This window comes from Bacillus xiamenensis (assembly GCF_000300535.1).
GTDB lineage: Bacteria > Bacillota > Bacilli > Bacillales > Bacillaceae > Bacillus > Bacillus xiamenensis.
Map to the genome: position 1 here is coordinate 21678 of NZ_AMSH01000030.1, position 18604 is coordinate 40281.

An 18604-nucleotide genomic window follows, 5' to 3' on the forward strand; every position below is an offset into this window, starting at 1 on the left:
TACTTTTCTGAATATTTCAATCATTTTAACTATTTTTGTTAGTTCTATCGTTTCACATTGCCGTTTTCATATATAACTTCTGGCATAATGAAGAAAAAATAGACTAAATGTTCACAACAAAAAGCCCTATCATCACGATAGGACTTTTTGCCACATATGCTTACTCTTTCTCTAATAACGCATGAATCGTTGATTCTAAGAGCGACGGCAAAACGCCGAAAGAGAACGGGATATGCAGACGTTCTGTCCATTTGTGCGGGTCCTTTCCTAATGGACCAACGTTGATGACCGGAACGTAAAGTGCCTCCTTTTCTCCTTGCGGTAACGAGTAGCCTTTTTGGTAAAGCGGCATGTTGACCGTATAATCGGCTACATCCTGTTTTTCAAGCTGCAAGTAGCTTAAATCAGACAATCCGGGGAAATATTTCACTTCTTCTACTTCAAGTCCATAGACCTCTTTTGCCTCCCTTTGAATCTTCTTTAAGGTCATCTGAATATGCTGATCATCTGTTGAAGACACTGAAGGATAAAATGGCGGACTATAAAATAGAACAATGAGCGGCCCCTCTTCCTTACAAAGAGTCGTCAGCTCTGATACGATTTTGGTTGAGAAATCACGATCTCCGAGCTCACCCCGGTTGGCGAATGCATAGTTGACAATACGCTCGACTTCCTGCGTGCCTGATCGTTCAGCGGCTTTTTGATACAGCTCATGATATGTAAGAACCGTGATGTTCGTGTCAATGGGTGTAAAGTGTTTGAAGCGCTGAAATGCAGCCGTTTTCTGTTTCAGATTGGCCTCAATTTGCATGGCTGCTTGTTTCGCAGTTTCATAGAGAAGCCCGTGGAGCTCTTCACTTGAGCGTTTCATCATAAGCACATTAAATAGAGAAACAGCCGTGTGAGGCGTTTGAACGGAATAGGCTTCTTTCAAATCCTTTTGCATCAAATTGGTGGGAGGCGGCGTCACTTCACCATCTACTTCCTCACAATAATCACTATTCAGTTCTAACAAACGGTTGAGTTCAGACACCATAAAATTCGCGTTTAAGCCTGAGAAAGGCTCTCCTACATGCGTTTCAATTCCTTTACAAAAAAATCCGGCAAGCACCTTCCCTATACTGCCTGTATAAATATATTGGTGCGTATCTCCTGGATACTTTTCAAACATCGGCTCGCTGTTTAAACACGCGGTATAATCAAGATCGTACTTCTCCTTGAGCTCTTTTAGCTTTGGGACAGCCTCGAGCATTCCCTGTGAGTTCACCTCTTCATCTGGAACTGTCACGAGAAGGACATTTCCTTCAAATCTCTCCGTCATCGCTCTTTCCAGCATAGAAAGCTGCACGGTCAAACCTGCTTTCATATCCATAGACCCTCTTCCAAACAGCCAGTCACCTGAAGCCAAATCCTCTCTTGCTCTCTTTGGAAGAAGCGCACTTTTTTGAGAAAAGGATGCCATTAACTCTTCGGGCTTACACGCCATATTTTGAAATTCTCCGTAATCCTCAGTATCGACTACATCAAAGTGACTGAGCAAAAGTACGGTACGTGGCAGCGTACTGCGTTTGACAAGAGCCGTTAAATAATACCGGCCGTCTTTCATCGGATGCAAAGCCAAATGGTCAGGATGCTGCTCAAAATACGGACGCTCCCTCAGCAAGTAATATACATATTCCGCTAACGCGACTTCTCCCGTTGTACCAGATATGCTTTCATATTGCATAAGAGCTGTGAGCAGCTCCTTTAGTTCACTCTCTGTTTGCCATTTCATCCGTTTTCCCCCTTTGATGTCCTTGATCTTATCCTCCATTATACAAAAACGTGTAGAAAAGCTATATGATTTGAGCACCTTTTATGACGAATGTTTGAATGGTTGTTATAATCGGCTATACCATTCTATGAGGAGGCGAAGGTAATTGGAAACAAAACTCTTTTCACCTTGGACATTAAAAGGTGTCACACTCAAAAACCGCATTGTGATGTCACCGATGTGTATGTATTCATCCTATGACAGGGATGGGAAATTACAGCCTTTCCACTTTGCACATTATATTTCCCGCGCGCAGGGTCAGGCTGGTCTAATCATGGTTGAGGCAAGTGCTGTTTCTCCTGAAGGAAGAATTAGTGATCAAGACCTCGGGATATGGAGTGATGAGCACATTGAAGGATTTGCCTCCTTAAACGAACAAATCCAAGCATATGGAACCAAAACAGCCATTCAGCTAGCCCATGCGGGGCGTAAGGCGGAGCTGGAAGGTGACATTCTTGCCCCCTCCAGCATTCCGTTTGATGAACAGTCGAAAACACCTGTGCAGATGTCTGTCGATCAAATCAAAGACACGGTTCAGGCGTTTCAACATGCAGCTGTCCGAGCAAAAAAAGCTGGATTTGACATCATTGAGATTCATGGTGCGCATGGCTATTTGATTAACGAATTTCTTTCACCGCTTGCAAATCAGCGGACAGATGAGTACGGCGGCTCACCAGAAAACCGTTATCGCTTCTTAAGAGAAGTCATTGATGCGGTCAACGAAGTATGGGAAGGGCCTTTATTTGTCCGTGTATCCGCTTCTGATTACTCAACAAAAGGACTCGATATTGCTGATTATATTGGCATTGCCGCATGGCTGAAAGAACAGGGTGTTGACTTAATTGATGTCAGCTCAGGCGCTGTGGTGCCGGCTGATATGAAAATATTCCCCGGCTACCAAGTACCTTTTGCAGAGAAAATAAAAGAAGGTGCGGGTATTCAAACAGCTGCTGTCGGTTTGATCACATCTGGTATACAGGCAGAAGAAATTTTGCAAAATCAGCGTGCTGACTTGATCTTTATCGGCAGAGAATTTTTACGGGATCCGTATTTCCCAAAAACAGCCGCTAAACAGCTGCGTACATCCATTGAAGCTCCGCGACAATACGATCGCGCTTGGTAACCGCTCTAAAAAAAAGTGTCTATTTTTTGAAATAGGCATCTTTTTTGTTTTTAAGAGAAACATCTTTGCCTTTTGTGCCGTCTTTTAGCTAAAGAATCACTTAGAGGAGATGGAAGAATGAACTCTGCAATGATTGAAAGAACTTATCATATAAATGGACATCACTTTTATACGAAGCATCGTCAGGGCAAAAGGCAAGCGACCATTATCTTTGAAGCAGGCTACGGAATTTCTGGCGATACCTGGACAAATATTGCCCGTGATATTGATCCAGAGCTTGGGGTTTTCTTATACGACCGTTTAGGAAATGGGAACAGCAGTAAAAGCCATGAAGGAAGAACGCTGCATGACCTTGCGGATGATTTAGATGCGCTTTTAAAACAAGCCAATATTCAGCCGCCCTTTCTTATTGTGGCGCACTCATTCGGTTCTCTCGTCAGCCGCTTATGGGCAAGCCGCAGAAGTGAAGATGTGATCGGTATGGTGCTGTTAGACCCGGCAAGTGAAGATCAAGAGCAGGTCATCCTGCCGCTTTTATCAAAAGAAGAACGCACTTCGTATATGGCACAGTTCACAGCAGAGTGTACACATGAGGATTTTCAGCAAATGCTAAGTACGATCAAGAAGGAGCAAACGCATTATGGCATGATGCCGCTTCTTGTCATTTCATCAGGCAAAAGCCGGCTGCTTCATCCAGCGCATGAAGCTTGGCTCAGGCTTCATAAACAAATGCTCACTTTGTCATCCCAAAGCGGATGGATTCAGGCGCAGAACAGCTCGCACTATATTCATCATGATGAACCACATATCGTGCAGCTTGCGATTTATGATGTATGGTGCGCAGCAAAACAGCCCGTCTCCTATTATCAAACAGCCAATTAAAAGCAAAAACTCCTTGATGGACATCCGTCAAGGAGTTTTGTTTTTATGCCGTTGGCGCAGATTGACTCTTTTCAGAAAGCAGCTTTTCAATGCTGACAAGCTGAACACATAACGTAAAGATGTCAATCGCTTGTTCTAGTTCTTCAAGTGTTGGGAACGTTGGCGCAATACGGATATTACGATCAAGCGGATCTTTTCCATATGGAAATGTCGCCCCTGCACCTGTCAGTGTCACACCTGCTTCTTTTGCTTTTTGCACAACAGCTTTTGCGCAATGATCGAGTGTGTTTAAGCTAATGAAATAGCCGCCATTTGGCTTGTGCCATTCAGCGATACCCTTTCCGCCAAGCTTTTTATCAAGGATCAAAAGAACGAGGTCAAACTTCGGCTTAATGATCGCTGCATGCTTTTTCATATGTTCCTTCAATCCCTCTGGATTTTGGAAGAAACGTAGGTGTCTTATTTGATTCAATTTATCTGGCCCGATGGTTTGTACGGCTAGTTGCTTTTGAGTGAAGCTGACATTGTCTTGACTAGACGCCATGAGTGCCACACCTGAGCCTGGGAATGTAATTTTAGAAGTAGAGGCAAACATAAACACACGGTTTGGATGTCCTGCTTGTTCTACTGCTTGAAAAATATCTTTTAACGTATCAGGTGTATCTGTTAGATGATGGACTGCATAGGCATCATCCCAAAAGATACGGAAGTCGTCTGCTTTTGTTTTCATTGAAGCAAGGCGGTCAACAACTTCATCTGAGTACGTAATGCCGTCAGGGTTGCTATATTTTGGTACACACCAAATGCCTTTGATGGCTTCATCTTCTGCGGCCAATTTTTCCACCTGATCCATGTCAGGTCCATCAGCCTTCATATCTACCGTTATCATCTCTATGTTAAAATGCTCACAAATGGCAAAATGACGATCATACCCTGGGCTTGGGGCAAGGAATTTCACCTTTGGAAGTTTTCCCCAAGGTGTTTTACTGCCATATACGCCGTGAGTCATCGCACGGGCAATCGTATCATGCATCATATTTAGACTTGAATTACCGCCAATAATGATTTGTTCCGGCTTCAGATTGAGCACACTTGCAAAAAATTCCTTCGTTTCAGGAAGGCCTGTCAAGCCGCCATAGTTTCGCACATCTGTACCATCCTCAGCTGTCATCACATCCTTTGATGTCACGACATCGAGCATGCCCATAGATAAATCGAGCTGTTTTGGTGAAGGCTTCCCTCTAGACATGTCTAAGTGTAAGTTTTTACTTTTGTACGTTTCATACTCTTTTTGTCGTGCTGCATATAGGTCATTTAATTCTGCTTCACTTAATGCTGTAAAACCGCTCATCTTTGATTGTGCCTCCCGTATTCTTCATAGTGTTATTCGTCATTTGTTTTTTCTTCACCATTTTACCACTACCTGAAAAAGAGCGTCATCATAAAAATCAAAAAAATCACACAACTATTTCTGACGATTCATCCAATTTTTACAGGGTGCGGTCTATAGGAAAAGAAAAGAAATCATGCGCAGCTTCAGTCAGCGGGAATATATCGCGGGCTTCTTTCAGTAATTGCTTCAGTGACTCTTCCCCTTGGTACCGTGCACTAATATGGGTCAAAATGAGTTTTTTGACGCCTGCTTCCTGCGCTGTTTTCGCTGCTTGTTCTGTCGTGCTGTGATAATAATGATAGGCTAGTTCTGCATCTTCTTTACTAAATGTTGCTTCATGGACTAACACATCCGCATTCTTGGCAAGCCTTGTTATATTCTCGCACAAACGTGTATCTCCTGAAAATGCAACAATCCTCCCTTTTTTAGGGGGTTCCAAATAATCGGTTCCATCAATTCTTCTTCCATCTTCGAGTGTAACGGTTTCCCCGTTTTTTAACTTCTGATACAAAGGTCCAGGTTTTACACCGATTTTTTTTAGGTCTTCGGCTTTTAGTGCACCAGGTACATCTTTTTCCACGACCCGATAACCGTAGGCTGGGACTCCGTGAGACACCCTTTTAGCTTCTACTTGAAAGGTATCATCTTCAAATACGATCCCTTCATCTATTTCAATGATATGCAGCGGATAGGTCAAATGCGTTTGTGTCGCTGAAAGTGCCGCATTTACAAAGGCTTTGATGCCTCTTGGACCATATATCGTCAATTCATCCTCTCCGCCTTGAAAGGACCTGCTGCCAAGCAGACCCGGGAGACCATATACATGATCACCGTGCATATGCGTGATAAAGATCTTCTCAATTTTTCTTGGTTTAATCGTTGTATGTAATATTTGATGCTGCGTCGCTTCTCCGCAATCAAAAAGCCACACTGCTTTTCTCTCTTCTAAAAGCTTCAGCGCTGTGCAAGTGACGTTTCTTGTTTTTGCAGGAATGCCTGCACCTGTTCCTAAAAAGAGCAGTTCCATTACGATTTCCTCCTACAGCCGGTATACAATGTCTTCATTCATATAGAATACATGAAGACAAGGTAAATGTGAATTCAGCTGAATTTTTTAAAAAAGACAAACTTGAGCAGAAAAAGTCGAATCAAATGTTTGCTTTACGTACAATGAACCTTTAAAATAAAGAAAATGTACATACATTCTTGTTTTTTACAACAATGCTACGAATAAAGTGAGGTACTTTTCGTGAATACAGAAACTAATTATCCAAAAGCAGTCATTGTCATCTTTGGCGCAACAGGAGACCTTGCAAAGCGCAAGCTCTACCCTTCTATACATAGACTTTATCATAGCGGAAAGCTTGGAGATCAATTCGCCGTTGTAGGTGTTGGGCGCCGCCCGTGGTCTCACGAGGATCTCAGAGCTGTGGTAAAAGAATCTGTCTCTTCTGACGATGCAGAAGCAAAAGCAGAGGAATTCATTTCTCATTTCTATTACCATGACTTTGACGTCTCAAGCCCTGCCTCCTATCAAGCACTCAACACGCTTCTTTCCGGACTTGAAGATACATACAGTATCCCAAATAACCGGATGTTCTATTTAGCTATGGCACCGGAATTCTTCGGAACGATTGCGAAGTTCTTAAAAAGTGAGGGCGTATCAGAAACGACCGGCTGGTCACGACTTGTGATCGAAAAACCATTTGGACATGATCTGCCTAGTGCCAAAACATTAAATGAAGAGATTCGTGGTGCATTTACAGAAGATCAAATTTATCGGATTGACCACTATCTAGGTAAACAAATGGTGCAAAACATTGAGGTCATCCGCTTTGCGAATGCGATCTTTGAACCACTTTGGACAAACCGCTATATTTCAAACATTCAAATTACATCTAGTGAATCGTTAGGTGTTGAAGACCGGGCTAGATATTATGAAAGCTCTGGCGCACTTAGAGACATGGTTCAAAACCATATGCTTCAAATGGTCGCACTTTTAGCCATGGAGCCGCCAATTAAGCTCAATACAGAGGAAATTCGAAGCGAAAAACGGAAAGCATTGCGCGCCCTTCGTCCTTTCTCTAAAGATGAGGTCGATCAATTCTTTGTCCGCGGACAGTATGATGCTGGAACGATTGATGGCCATATGGTTCCTTCCTATCTTGAAGAGCAAAATGTGGACCCAAACTCTAACACAGAAACATTCGTTGCAGGGAAACTTCTCATCGATAACTTTAGATGGGCCGGTGTACCATTTTACATTCGGACAGGAAAACGTCTAGAAAAGAAATCCACTCAAATCGTGGTTCAATTTAAAGACATTCCGATGAACCTGTACTACGGAAACGGGAATTCCATGCATCCAAACTTACTCGTCATTCACATTCAGCCGGATGAAGGTATTACCCTTCACCTGAATGCGCGCAAGCTTGATGGCGGAACATATGCTAAACCGATTAAACTCGACTACCAAACAAATTACAACGACATCATGAATACACCAGAAGCATACGAAAAGCTGATTCATGACTGCTTGCTCGGTGATGCAACGAACTTTGCGCACTGGGATGAAGTGGCACTTTCTTGGAACTTTGTTGATCCGATTTCTGAGAAATGGGCAGAAACGAAAACGTTAAAACCAAATTATCCTGCTGGTTCTATGGGACCGAAAGAAGCAGATGAGCTGCTAGAAAAAGACGGGTATCACTGGTGGAATATATAAAATCAAGATGAAAAAAGAGCAGTCTCCCAAAGGGGGCTGCTCTTTTTTAAAGTCCTGTTTTCGTAATTTCCACAGTTGAAAATTCAAACTTATCATAGCGATGATGGCTAAAGGAGTATTCAAACGGCCGGCCCGTGTTTAAGTAAGCCACCTGCTCGACTTCAAGCACTGGATCAGCTTGGTCACAGCCTAAATACTGCTGATCTAGCTGATCTGATTTAGCCGCTCTAATTTTCTTGTGCGCTCCAGCTACTTTTAGATGCAGTGTGTTTGAAATGTAGCTATATATTGAACCTAATAGAACCTTTTCATCTATTCCCTTAATGACATTTACGGGCATAAAAGTCTTTTCTAATACATAAGGCTCTTCTTCCACAAGGCGGAGACGGACAATGTCATAAACGGGTGCGCTTGAGTCAATTGAGAGATGAGCTGCCACCTCTTCACTTGGAAAATGCACATCAAAGCGAATGATTTGGCTCGTCACGTTTTTATCTGCCATGACTTTCGTGAACCCTCTATTTTCATGACCTGATACATTGATGGCCCTTTTGTTTAGCGCTGCCTTCACAATAAATGTGCCATGACCTCTTTTTCTAAAGAGCAGACCTTCTGCTACGAGAAGATCGAGCGCACGCTTCATCGTCATTCTGCTGCATTGAAACTCAGCGGCAAGCGAGTTTTCATCTGGAATGGGTTGATCTTCTGGATAATATGCTGTTCCTATTCGTTTTCTAATTTCTTCTGAAATGAGTTCGTATTTTGTCATCTCACACCACCAACTGACTTGTTTTTTCATATCATATTATAGCGCTTTCCAGCCTTTCCCCTCATTCTACACTAAGCCTAGTGAGCTTAAAAGGTTCCAGCCATTTTAGTGTCAATCCCTGCACCATCACATAAGAAAAATACTTGCCCTTTTCAAGGAAAGAGCAAGTATTTTGATTAAAAGCCATTATTCTCTGAAACAGATTGAAACCAGTATCCACTTTTTTTAATGGTGCGTTTCCCGTCTTCTTCAAGATTGACTGAGACAAATCCATAACGATTTTTATACGCATTTGTCCATGACCAATTATCCATAAACGTCCACAGATGATAGCCTTTCACATTGCTGCCTTCTTGGATGGCTCGATGCACCCATTTGAGATGCTCAGAAATAAAGTCAATGCGGTAATCGTCATGAATCATTCCTTGTTCATCTTTAAACCGTTCTTCTCCTTCAACACCCATTCCATTTTCAGAAATAAAGCATTCGATATTCTTATAGTCTGTTTGAACTTTTTTCAATATATCGTAAATACCCTTTTCATAGATTTCCCAGCCTCGATACACATTCATTTTTCTTCCCGGCATTTCAAAGGGATCAAAATAATGGTTTGGCATAAATGGTGCTTGAGGATGCGGCATATGTTCCTTTGCTTTCACTCTTCTTGGCTGATAATAGTTGATACCGAGCAGGTCAATCGTGTTCTCTTTGATGAGCTCAAGGTCTCCATCTTCTATCACCGGCATAAATCCTTCTTTCTTTAACACTTCCACCAGCTTTTCTGGAAAGTGCCCTTTAACAGCAGGATCTAGGAAGGAACGATTAAAGAAAGCATCCGCCATCTCAGCTGCTTCTACATCCCGAGGATTCTCGCTTCGCGGATATGAAGGAGTGAGATTTAAGATGATACCGATTTTCCCGTCCTGTTGCAACTCTTTATAAGCCGCAATGGCCTTAGCATTTGATAAAATCTCATGAAAACCAACTTGCACTGCCTTTTGGAAATCGACTTCGTTTGGATAATGGAAGCTATACATATATCCGCCCTCTACAGGGACAATCGGCTCGTTATGGGTAAACCATTTCTTCACCCGGTCGCCAAATAACTGAAAGCACAACACCGCATAGCTGACATAGTCGTCTACGACCTGTCTGTTTACCCATCCACCCGTCTCCTGCAGCGCCATTGGCATATCAAAATGGTACAGGTTCACAAACGGTTCGATGTCACTCGCTATCAGTTCATTGATCACATCATTATAAAAAGCCACAGCTTCTTCATTGACTTCCCCTTTTCCCTTGGGTAAAAGGCGTGACCATGAAATGGATAGACGAAATGAATTATGCCCAATCTCCTTCATAAGCCGGATATCCTCTTTGTATTTACGATAAAATTGAGAGGTCACGTCTGGACCGACGCCATTAAAAAAACGAGTCGGCTCTTTTTCAAACCAGTGATCCCAAATGTTCGGTCCCTTTCCATCTCCCGGATAACTGCCCTCTGTTTGCGTGGCAGAGGCAGAAGATCCCCACCAGAAATCTTTTGGAAATGTATATGATTGTCTGTTAGTGTCCATCGACATGTATTGAGTCCCCTTCACCTTTGATGTTTGTTTGTTTCGTTTTTTCTGTCGTTGCTATTTTTTCATTTTTCACATTCATGCGGTCAATAAATGTCAGGAACGGGAACCAAATAACAAACACAATCATTAAATTAAACAGCTGAAGCAGACCGCCCGCTAATGAATTTGTTGCCATGATGCCGCTAATAAAGATCGGCACCGTCCATGGGATGTTCACGCCTGTCGGCGGCGGCACAATGCCTGCGGCCATCGCAAAATAAGAAACACATGTAATGACCATGGGTGCCAAAATCCATGGAATGAGAATAAGCGGGTTCATCACAATCGGTAAACCGAAAATAATCGGTTCATTGACGTTAAACAATCCTGGTCCTAAGCCGAGCTTTGCCACTTGTTTTAATTGCTTACTTTTTAGGAAAATTAAAATCGCAAACACAACGGCAAGCGTCATACCGGTTCCGCCCATTCCAACCGTATAGACCTCAATAAACTGTTTGCTGATGATGTTTGGAACCTCGCCCGTTTTTGTATAGCTTTCAAGGTTTTGAATGGACAGCGTGTTCCAAATTGGGTCCATCACAGAGTTGATAATAATTTGACCGTGCAATCCAAAGAACCAAAGAATTTGTATAAAGAAAACCGCAATTAACGTCGGAATGATACCGCTTCCAAGTCCGACAAGCGGTGCCTGAACTGCATGGTAAATAAGGTCATGCATATTTGTGTGAAAGCCTTGTGTAATGATGATATTGATGAGTAAAAAGGCTGTTAGAGTCAGGGTAGCCGGAATCAGTGCAGCAAAAGACTTTGAAACAGCTGGCGGGACCCCTTGCGGCATATTGATCACAAATTTCTTTTTCACAAAATAACGGTAAATTTCTGCTGATAAAAAGCCTGTAATCATGCCGAGGAACATCCCCTTTGCCCCTAGACGATCGACTGGGATGACGCCCGCTATAGACGCCGCACCCTCTTGTTCGAGCAAAAATGGCGTCAGCAATAAGAAAGAAGCGAGAGCGATCACGCCGCCAAATACGGCTTCCACTTCATAGCTTTTCGATAAATAGTAGCCAATTCCAAATACAACAAACACGGTCATAATACTGATGGTCGCACTTGGTGCGATATTCAGTGCAGACTGGAATCCTTCCAGTGCAGTTTGACTCATGATTTTATTTAAAAATGGCAAATTCATTAATACAACCATAATGGAACCAAAAATCGTTAATGGGAATGCAAGCATAAAAGCATCCCGTAATACACCTAAATAGCGATTATTGTTCAATCTCCCGGCAATCGGTACCAAAATGGCACTTATTTTATCAAACATTGGTTTCCCCCCTTGTTTACACCCTTTATTGTTTTAGCGATTGAAATATCGGCAGGAGCTCTCCCACAAGCTCCTTGATCGTCAGCGTGGACATGAAGTGATCTTCAGCGTGCATGAGCAGCAAGGAAAATGGAGTGGTTTCTCCTTTTGCCTCCTGCTGCACCATTTGAAAATGGATATCGTGTGCATTTCGCAAGTCGTCTTCTGCTTCTTTCATGAAATCAAACGCTTCCTTTTCTTGACCTTCTCGAAATTGTTTAAGAGATTGAAGCAATTTGTTCCGAGCATTGCCGCTGTGTAAGATCAATTGAAAACTGACTTGTTCCCCCGTGAGTCCTTCTAGCGTCTTCTTTTCCATTCTTTAAGATTCTCCCATCAATGAAACCGCTTGTTCATACGCTTTTTGTCCATCTGCAAGCCCATAAGCCTGCATATCAATGACCTCTACTTGAATCCCGTACTTTTGAGCTTCTTTTTGAAGATCCCCTTTTAAAAAGCTCATTTGCGGTCCAATTAACACAACATCCGCATGTGCCATCTCTTTTCTCGCTTTGTCTTGTCCGACCGCCCAAATCTCTGCTTCCTCGCCAATAGATTCAGCATGGGCTTTCATCTTTGTGACTAGTAAACTCGTAGACATGCCTGAACTGCATGCTAATAAAATACGTTTCATTTCTCTCACCCCATTGTTGTAATAAAAGCGCTTCCAATTAATATTATATATTTTTATTTTTATATGTCTAGACATTTAATTTTATATGTTTGTATTTTATTTTGAAATGTAACCAACTTTATAAAAATAAAAGAAATCTCATTCACATACGAATGAGACCTCTTTTATTTTTTGTTTTGTTCAAACACTCATAAATATTTACGAGACAGTCTTTGAGAACTTTGTGAAAAATGAGTGCTAATGACTCGTCACATTCGTAAGCTGCCCCTTCATCCCTTAAACTGATTAGACGTTTAACGCCGACTGGAGAACAAAGGCGGGCTAGGTAAAACGTAATATGCTGCCGTTTTGATTGCTAGATCATGATTTGGCATTATTTTAACAACCAAATGGTTATCATCAAATGCAGTATTTATCCTTTTCCTGCCTGGAACCCAGGGTACTTTGTCATACCGCCGTCTACATATAGCGTCAATCCTGTGACATAGCTAGCCTCTTGTGACGCAAGCCAGACGGCACATGCTGCGACTTCTTCTGGCTTGCCGATATAGCCGATTGGAATCAGCTCGATGACGCCCTTTTTCTGTTCTGGATCAGCAAATTTCTCGGCATTGATCGGGGTGTCAATCGCTCCTGGGGCAATGCTGTTTACACGGATTTTTTTAGGGGCATATTCTAATGCCAGCGTTTCGGTCAAAAGCTTAGCGCCTCCTTTGCTTGCTGCATAATGGACAAAATGAGGCCATGGGATTTGCTGATGAACCGACGACATATTAATGATCGATCCTTCGATCCCGTGTTCTGTCATATACTTCAATGCATCACGGCAGCCTAGAAACATGCCTGTTAAATTGGTGGATATGACTTTGTTCCAATTATCTAATGTCATTTCAGTTGAGGGAACCTCATTTTCAATTCCTGCATTATTGATCATGACATCAAGACTGCCGTATGTAGCGACAGCTTTATCAATCATCGCTCGCATATCCTCTTCTTTTGATACATCCCCTTGAATTTTGACAGCATGACCACCATTTTTTTGAATGTCAGCTATCGTCTCGTCCGGATTTTCTTTATCAGAAAAGTAATTGATCACCACGTTGGCCTTTTCTTGTCCAAATCGGCGCGCCATCGCCTGACCTATCCCTGTCCCTGCGCCAGTGATGAGAACTGTTTTTCCTTCTAAATCTGGGTACATTTGATTAACCTCCTATTTTGTAAAGCCTAGCAGCACACCGCCTGCAATGATCATCAAGCAGCCAGCAATCACAAAGCTTGTTTTAGATGCTTTCTCTTTTAATAAGTAAATACCGCCCAATGTGGAGATAACAATTCCTGTTTGAGACATAGAAAAGCTTACGGCTACACCAATGAGCGGAATGGCCAAAAGAAGCCCTAGATTTCCTGTCGACCAAACAAAACCAGCAAGAATATTTTTGAACGTATATTTACTAAACGGGTCTTGTTTTAGACTTATGGCCAAGGATGAAAGCAGCATGCCGACAGATTGCGGAACGAGAGCGGACCAGCCATCAATATGAAACCATCTTAAAATGACGACATATCCGACGTAGCCAACGGTTGAGATGAGCAAAATAATGATCCCTTTTTTAAAATTGCCGCCACTGTTCCCGCCGCTCTTTTTTTGACCAAGGGATGTCATGACAACGCCAGCAATGATCAATAAAATGGCGCAAGAACCAATAAGTATGACTGTCATGGTTTGCCATTCTTTAAAGACCATGACACCAAATAATGTCGTACTCACAAGCTGCATCCCCGTTGATAAAGGGACAGCCTTAGACACTCCAAGAAAGGCGACACTTGAGAGCTGATTCATTTGTCCAATACTCCAGAAGATCCCAGAAATCACTGAAACCGCAAAAATAAGCGGTGTCAGCTCTGGCATTTTGATCACATAGGCCCCAATTGAAAACAAAAAGGCGCCGAGGGTAATGCCAAGTGTTTGCTGATACGCATTCCCGCCAAGTTTGACACTGATGAGAACAATACTTCCCCAAAATATCGCTGGGAGAAGTGCATATAAAATGCCCACTTCTATCCCTACTTTCATTCTTTTTTACATAGCATCCCTCTTTTTCGCATTTTTAGCCGAAAATATGCAAACACAAAAAACCTTACCAGAGGTAAGGTCCAGAGGTAAGGTTTTTTGCTGCTTTATTCTTATTTCATCCATTCAGTGTGGAATACGCCTTCTTTATCTGTGCGCTCATACGTATGTGCGCCGAAGTAGTCACGCTGTGCTTGAATTAAGTTGGCTGGAAGGACAGCTGTACGATAGCTATCAAAGTAAGCAAGTGCACTTGAGAATGAAGGAACAGGAACACCTTGTTCTACTGCAAGTGAAATGACTTTACGTAGTGATGATTGATAGCTTTCTACGATATCCTTGAAGTAAGGATCAAGCAATAGGTTTTTCAGTTCAGGGTTACGGTCATATGCTTCTTTGATTTGCTGCAGGAAGGCTGCACGAATGATACATCCACCGCGGAAGATCATGGCAATTTCACCGTATTTTAAATCCCAGTTATATTCATCAGACGCTGCTTTCATTTGTGCAAAACCTTGTGCATAAGAACAGATTTTACTCATGAATAGTGCTTTTCTAACTGCTTCGATTATTGCTTGTTTATCTTCAGTTGATTGAGTCGGCTCAGGGCCTTGAATCAATTTGCTTGCTTCAACACGCTCATCTTTCATCGCAGAAATAAAGCGCGCAAAAACTGACTCTGTAATGATTGGAAGCGGGACACCTAAATCAAGTGAGCTTTGGCTTGTCCATTTTCCAGTTCCTTTTTGTCCAGCTTTATCTAAGATGACATCCACTAGCGGCTGGTTCGTTTCTTCATCCACTTTTGTGAAAATGTCAGCTGTAATTTCGATTAAGTAGCTGTCAAGCTCCCCTTTATTCCACTCTGAGAATACTTCGTGAAGCTCCCCTGCTGATAATCCAGCGACATGCTTTAGGATAAAATATGACTCAGAGATCAATTGCATGTCTCCGTACTCGATACCGTTATGAACCATTTTGACATAATGTCCTGCTCCATCTGGTCCGATGTACGTTGTACAAGGCTCGCCATCTACTTTCGCAGAGATTGCTTCTAAGATTGGTTTCACTAGCTCATGTGCTTCTTTTTGACCGCCTGGCATGATAGATGGGCCTTTCAGTGCGCCTTCTTCACCGCCAGAAACACCCGTTCCAATGAAGTGAATACCACTTTCTGCAAGCTCTTGATTACGTCTTTGTGTATCCTTGTAATATGTATTTCCACCATCAATTAAAATGTCACCTTTCTCTAGGTGAGGAAGTAATGATTGAATGGTTGCATCTGTTGCTGCACCAGCTTTTACCATTAACAGAATTTTACGAGGCGTTTCAAGCGACTGAACAAATTCTTCAATGCTGTATGTGCCTACAACGTTTTTCCCTTGTGATTCTTGAAGAAACTCTTCTGTTTTGTTGCTAGATCTGTTATAAACAGACACAGAGAACCCGCGGCTTTCGATATTAAGGGCAAGGTTTTTCCCCATAACGGCTAGTCCAATCACACCGATTTGTTGTTTTGACATAATTCTGACGTCCCTTCTAACACACTATATTGATTACTGCTGAAATGATGTACCCTTTGAAATTACCACAACACCACCTCTTTTATCAAGTTTTCAGGCTAGTCATTTCCTCTTTCGTCCTGAAAAAAATCTTTATTAAAACTTGTACCGCTTGTTTTGCTCTCTTTTTCCTTCACGGTCATCCCTCTTTGAATCAATGGTTTTCCGTATTTTTCTTTGAAGCCGTCTAAAATGGATTGCAGCGGCTCTTCTTTTGCATCTTCTGTATAGGAGAATAAATCAAGCTGCTTGACGGCCGATTTTCGCTCCACAAGATCTGTCCCCGTAACACCTAAGAGCCTCACCGGCTGATCATTCCAGTGCTTAAGGAATAACTGCTTTGCTGCCTCAAAAAGGTCTTCCTTTCGATCAGTTGGATTCGTAAGCATGACGCTCCGTGTGATATTTTTCCAGCTTGCATACCGAATCATAATGAGCAGCCGGTTCGCCATCACTTCCTTTCTTCGTAATCTTGCACTCACCGATTGTGACAGTCGATCAATTAATGTGACAAGCTCATCTGTATCATCTGAATCGTGAGGAAGGGTGGAAGAATTGCCGACAGATTTAAATTCGTATATCCTTTCTGGATCAACAATGCCGTCATGCTCTCCGTTCGCCTTTTGCTTTAGCCTTGGTCCATTGATGCCTAACAATTCTTTCAGCTCATACTCATTCGCTTTTGCTAAATCTTCAATCGTATGAATGCCAATTGTTTTTAATTTATCTGCTGTTTTTTGACCAACTCCGTGCATTTCACCTGCTGATAGAGGCCAGAGCATCTGCGGGACATCTCGTTTACGCAAAATCGTAATCCCCATTGGCTTTTTCCAGTTCGACGCCATTTTCGCCAAAAATTTATTCGGCGCAATGCCTATACTTGAAGGAAGCATGAGCTCTTCTACGAGCCTCGTTTGGATATCATGAGCGGTTTTCACCGCATGCTCAGCATAAGGTGTGTCGGTTAAATCAATATAGCCTTCATCAATCGAAACGGGTTCGACTAAATCACTATATTCTCTCAGTATCGTAAACATTTCTTGTGAGGAGCTGCGGTAGCGGTCAAAGTTTGGTGTGCGCACAATCAGTCCTGGACAAAGCCGCTTCGCTTCCCATAATGGCATCGGCGGCTTCACCCCTAGTGCTCTTGCCTCGTAGCTGCAAGTCACAACAATTCCTTTACGCTCTTTGGCATTTCCGCTAATGGCTAAAGGTTTCCCTCTCAAAGAAGGATCATATGCCATTTCAACCGATGCATAAAAACTATTCATATCAATATGGAAAATGATCCGCCTTTTCCTTTGAGAATCAGCCATTTGCTTACCTCCTTCATCTGTTTCATCTTCATCACTTCATCGTCATTTGACCTGCTAGTTCCATTAGACATTTCATATGGTGTATAGTACACTGTGAATAATGAAATGGATGTGATAATCATGATTATTGATACATTCAATGAAGTCTTTTTCCTTGTTGAATTCTTTACGATTATTCTTCCAGCGCTGACGGCCATCGGCATTGCTTTCTTATTAAAAGACTGCCGAATGAACGAGCACCTTGGCGGACATCGTTTGGAAGAGTTGAACGCATCTTGCTTGAATCGAACAGACTTTCTGTTTATCATATATGATCGCATTACAACTTGGATTAGTAAAGTCATTCGAATGAAAAGATCATCAAATGATGATGAAGACCATTCGCTTCCTCTCTCTTATTAGATTTTATTATTGAGGAGGAAATGAATTGAAACGTTTATTGACTGTTTGTACGACTTTATTTTTGATGATGGTGGCGTCACCTGCATTTGCTGCAAGTACGCAAACGAATACGAGCTCTGATGGGTTTTTCCATCATTATTTTGTCCAGCCTTTTTCTGAGTTGATCATTTGGCTTGCAAACTTCTTTCATGATGATTATGGTTTATCCATTATGTTCGTGACATTTATTGTGCGCTTGCTCATTTTCCCGCTTTTTGCAAACCAATTTAAAAAACAAAGAGTCATGCAAGAGAAAATGGCACTGATCAAACCACAAATTGACCAAATACAAAGCAAATTGAAGAAAACGAAAGAACCTGAAAAACAAAAAGAGCTGCAAATGGACATGATGAAATTATATAAAGACAACAATGTGAACCCGCTAGCGATGGGCTGTCTGCCGATGCTGATTCAAATTCCAATTGTTCTTGCCTTTTACTCAGCTATCCGATCAACACCTGAGATTGCCACGCATTCGTTTTTATGGTTTAGTCTGGGACAAACTGACCTTTTAGTAGCGATCTTTGCCGGCGCTATGTATTTCTTGCAATTTTATGTCACGCAAAAATACGCAAAACAATCAGGCACGCAAACAGAGGCTGCGCTGAAGCAAGCGAAATTAATGGGCATGATTTTCCCCATCATGATGCTATTTCTCTCAATCAATGCACCCGCTGCTCTTCCTTTATACTGGATGACGAGTGGACTTTTACTCACCATTCAAACAATTATCTTAAATGTCATGTACCAAAAATCAAAAACAAAAGCTGCGGCAAACGATCCAGTCAACCCAGCTGCTGAATAAAAAATGAACCCCTTATCCATTTGATAAGGGGCTTCAGATTGTTGACAAAGGGCTAAAATGAAATTTATTTTAGAAATTTGTATTATTTTCACAGTTAAATTAAAACATTTGAAGTATA

At 42.1% G+C, this 18604-nt stretch carries 17 protein-coding genes; 5 read left to right on the forward strand and 12 right to left on the reverse strand.

The features are described from left to right. Positions 1-160 precede the first annotated feature (160 nt). Positions 161-1774 carry a M20/M25/M40 family metallo-hydrolase gene (locus BA1_RS10900; RefSeq protein WP_008358781.1) on the reverse strand — a complete coding sequence of 538 codons (1614 nt, stop codon included), beginning with the start codon at positions 1772-1774 and terminating at the stop codon, positions 161-163. 145 nt (positions 1775-1919) lie between these two features. Between BA1_RS10900 and namA the strand changes: the two genes are divergently transcribed. Beyond that, positions 1920-2936, forward strand: a complete 1017-nt coding sequence (gene namA, locus BA1_RS10905; RefSeq protein ID WP_008358782.1) for an NADPH dehydrogenase NamA — start codon at positions 1920-1922, stop codon at positions 2934-2936. Between the two features lie 117 nt (positions 2937-3053). Then, the gene (locus BA1_RS10910) at positions 3054-3818 is read left to right on the forward strand and encodes an alpha/beta fold hydrolase (RefSeq protein ID WP_008358785.1); all 765 of its coding nucleotides are present in this window, start codon (positions 3054-3056) and stop codon (positions 3816-3818) included. Positions 3819-3861: 43 nt separating this feature from the next. Here BA1_RS10910 and BA1_RS10915 read toward each other — a convergent pair whose 3' ends face one another. Next, positions 3862-5169: an aspartate aminotransferase type Ic gene (locus BA1_RS10915; RefSeq protein WP_008358787.1), complete on the reverse strand. Its 1308-nt coding sequence runs from the start codon at positions 5167-5169 to the stop codon at positions 3862-3864. Positions 5170-5308: 139 nt separating this feature from the next. Further along, a complete protein-coding gene (rnz, locus tag BA1_RS10920) occupies positions 5309-6238 on the reverse strand; it encodes a ribonuclease Z (RefSeq protein WP_008358788.1) in 930 nt (309 codons plus the stop codon). 222 nt (positions 6239-6460) lie between these two features. Here rnz and zwf point away from each other — a divergent pair, with 222 nt between their 5' ends. After that, positions 6461-7936 (forward strand): glucose-6-phosphate dehydrogenase, encoded by a 1476-nt coding sequence (gene zwf, locus BA1_RS10925; RefSeq protein WP_008358790.1) that lies wholly within the window; start codon positions 6461-6463, stop codon positions 7934-7936. A 46-nt stretch (positions 7937-7982) separates the two neighbouring features. Here zwf and BA1_RS10930 read toward each other — a convergent pair whose 3' ends face one another. From BA1_RS10930 to BA1_RS10970, 9 genes are all read right to left on the reverse strand, one after another. Then, entirely contained in the window at positions 7983-8705 is a 723-nt protein-coding gene (locus tag BA1_RS10930; RefSeq protein WP_008358792.1) for a GntR family transcriptional regulator, read from the reverse strand. Between the two features lie 176 nt (positions 8706-8881). Next, positions 8882-10288: a glycoside hydrolase family 1 protein gene (locus tag BA1_RS10935; protein WP_008358794.1), complete on the reverse strand. Its 1407-nt coding sequence runs from the start codon at positions 10286-10288 to the stop codon at positions 8882-8884. Next, on the reverse strand, positions 10272-11618 hold the full coding sequence (gene celB / locus BA1_RS10940) for a PTS cellobiose transporter subunit IIC (RefSeq protein WP_008358795.1): 1347 nt from the start codon (positions 11616-11618) through the stop codon (positions 10272-10274). Before celB ends, BA1_RS10935 begins: the two co-directional genes overlap by 17 nt. 25 nt (positions 11619-11643) lie before the next feature. Next, positions 11644-11976: a PTS sugar transporter subunit IIA gene (locus tag BA1_RS10945; protein WP_008358798.1), complete on the reverse strand. Its 333-nt coding sequence runs from the start codon at positions 11974-11976 to the stop codon at positions 11644-11646. A 3-nt stretch (positions 11977-11979) separates the two neighbouring features. Next, positions 11980-12291 (reverse strand): PTS sugar transporter subunit IIB, encoded by a 312-nt coding sequence (locus BA1_RS10950; protein ID WP_008358799.1) that lies wholly within the window; start codon positions 12289-12291, stop codon positions 11980-11982. A gap of 412 nt (positions 12292-12703) precedes the next feature. Next, positions 12704-13489, reverse strand: a complete 786-nt coding sequence (locus BA1_RS10955) for a glucose 1-dehydrogenase (RefSeq protein WP_008358800.1) — start codon at positions 13487-13489, stop codon at positions 12704-12706. Between the two features lie 12 nt (positions 13490-13501). Beyond that, a complete protein-coding gene (locus BA1_RS10960; protein ID WP_034739153.1) occupies positions 13502-14347 on the reverse strand; it encodes a GRP family sugar transporter in 846 nt (281 codons plus the stop codon). A gap of 128 nt (positions 14348-14475) precedes the next feature. Further along, positions 14476-15885: an NADP-dependent phosphogluconate dehydrogenase gene (gndA, locus tag BA1_RS10965; protein WP_008358805.1), complete on the reverse strand. Its 1410-nt coding sequence runs from the start codon at positions 15883-15885 to the stop codon at positions 14476-14478. Positions 15886-15983: 98 nt separating this feature from the next. Beyond that, the gene (locus tag BA1_RS10970; RefSeq protein ID WP_008358808.1) at positions 15984-17240 is read right to left on the reverse strand and encodes a DNA polymerase IV; all 1257 of its coding nucleotides are present in this window, start codon (positions 17238-17240) and stop codon (positions 15984-15986) included. A 120-nt stretch (positions 17241-17360) separates the two neighbouring features. Between BA1_RS10970 and BA1_RS10975 the strand changes: the two genes are divergently transcribed. After that, complete coding sequence (locus BA1_RS10975) at positions 17361-17642, forward strand: hypothetical protein (protein ID WP_008358810.1); 282 nt, start codon at positions 17361-17363, stop codon at positions 17640-17642. A 25-nt stretch (positions 17643-17667) separates the two neighbouring features. After that, on the forward strand, positions 17668-18486 hold the full coding sequence (locus tag BA1_RS10980) for a membrane protein insertase YidC (protein ID WP_008358812.1): 819 nt from the start codon (positions 17668-17670) through the stop codon (positions 18484-18486). The last annotated feature ends 118 nt before the right edge of the window (positions 18487-18604 follow it).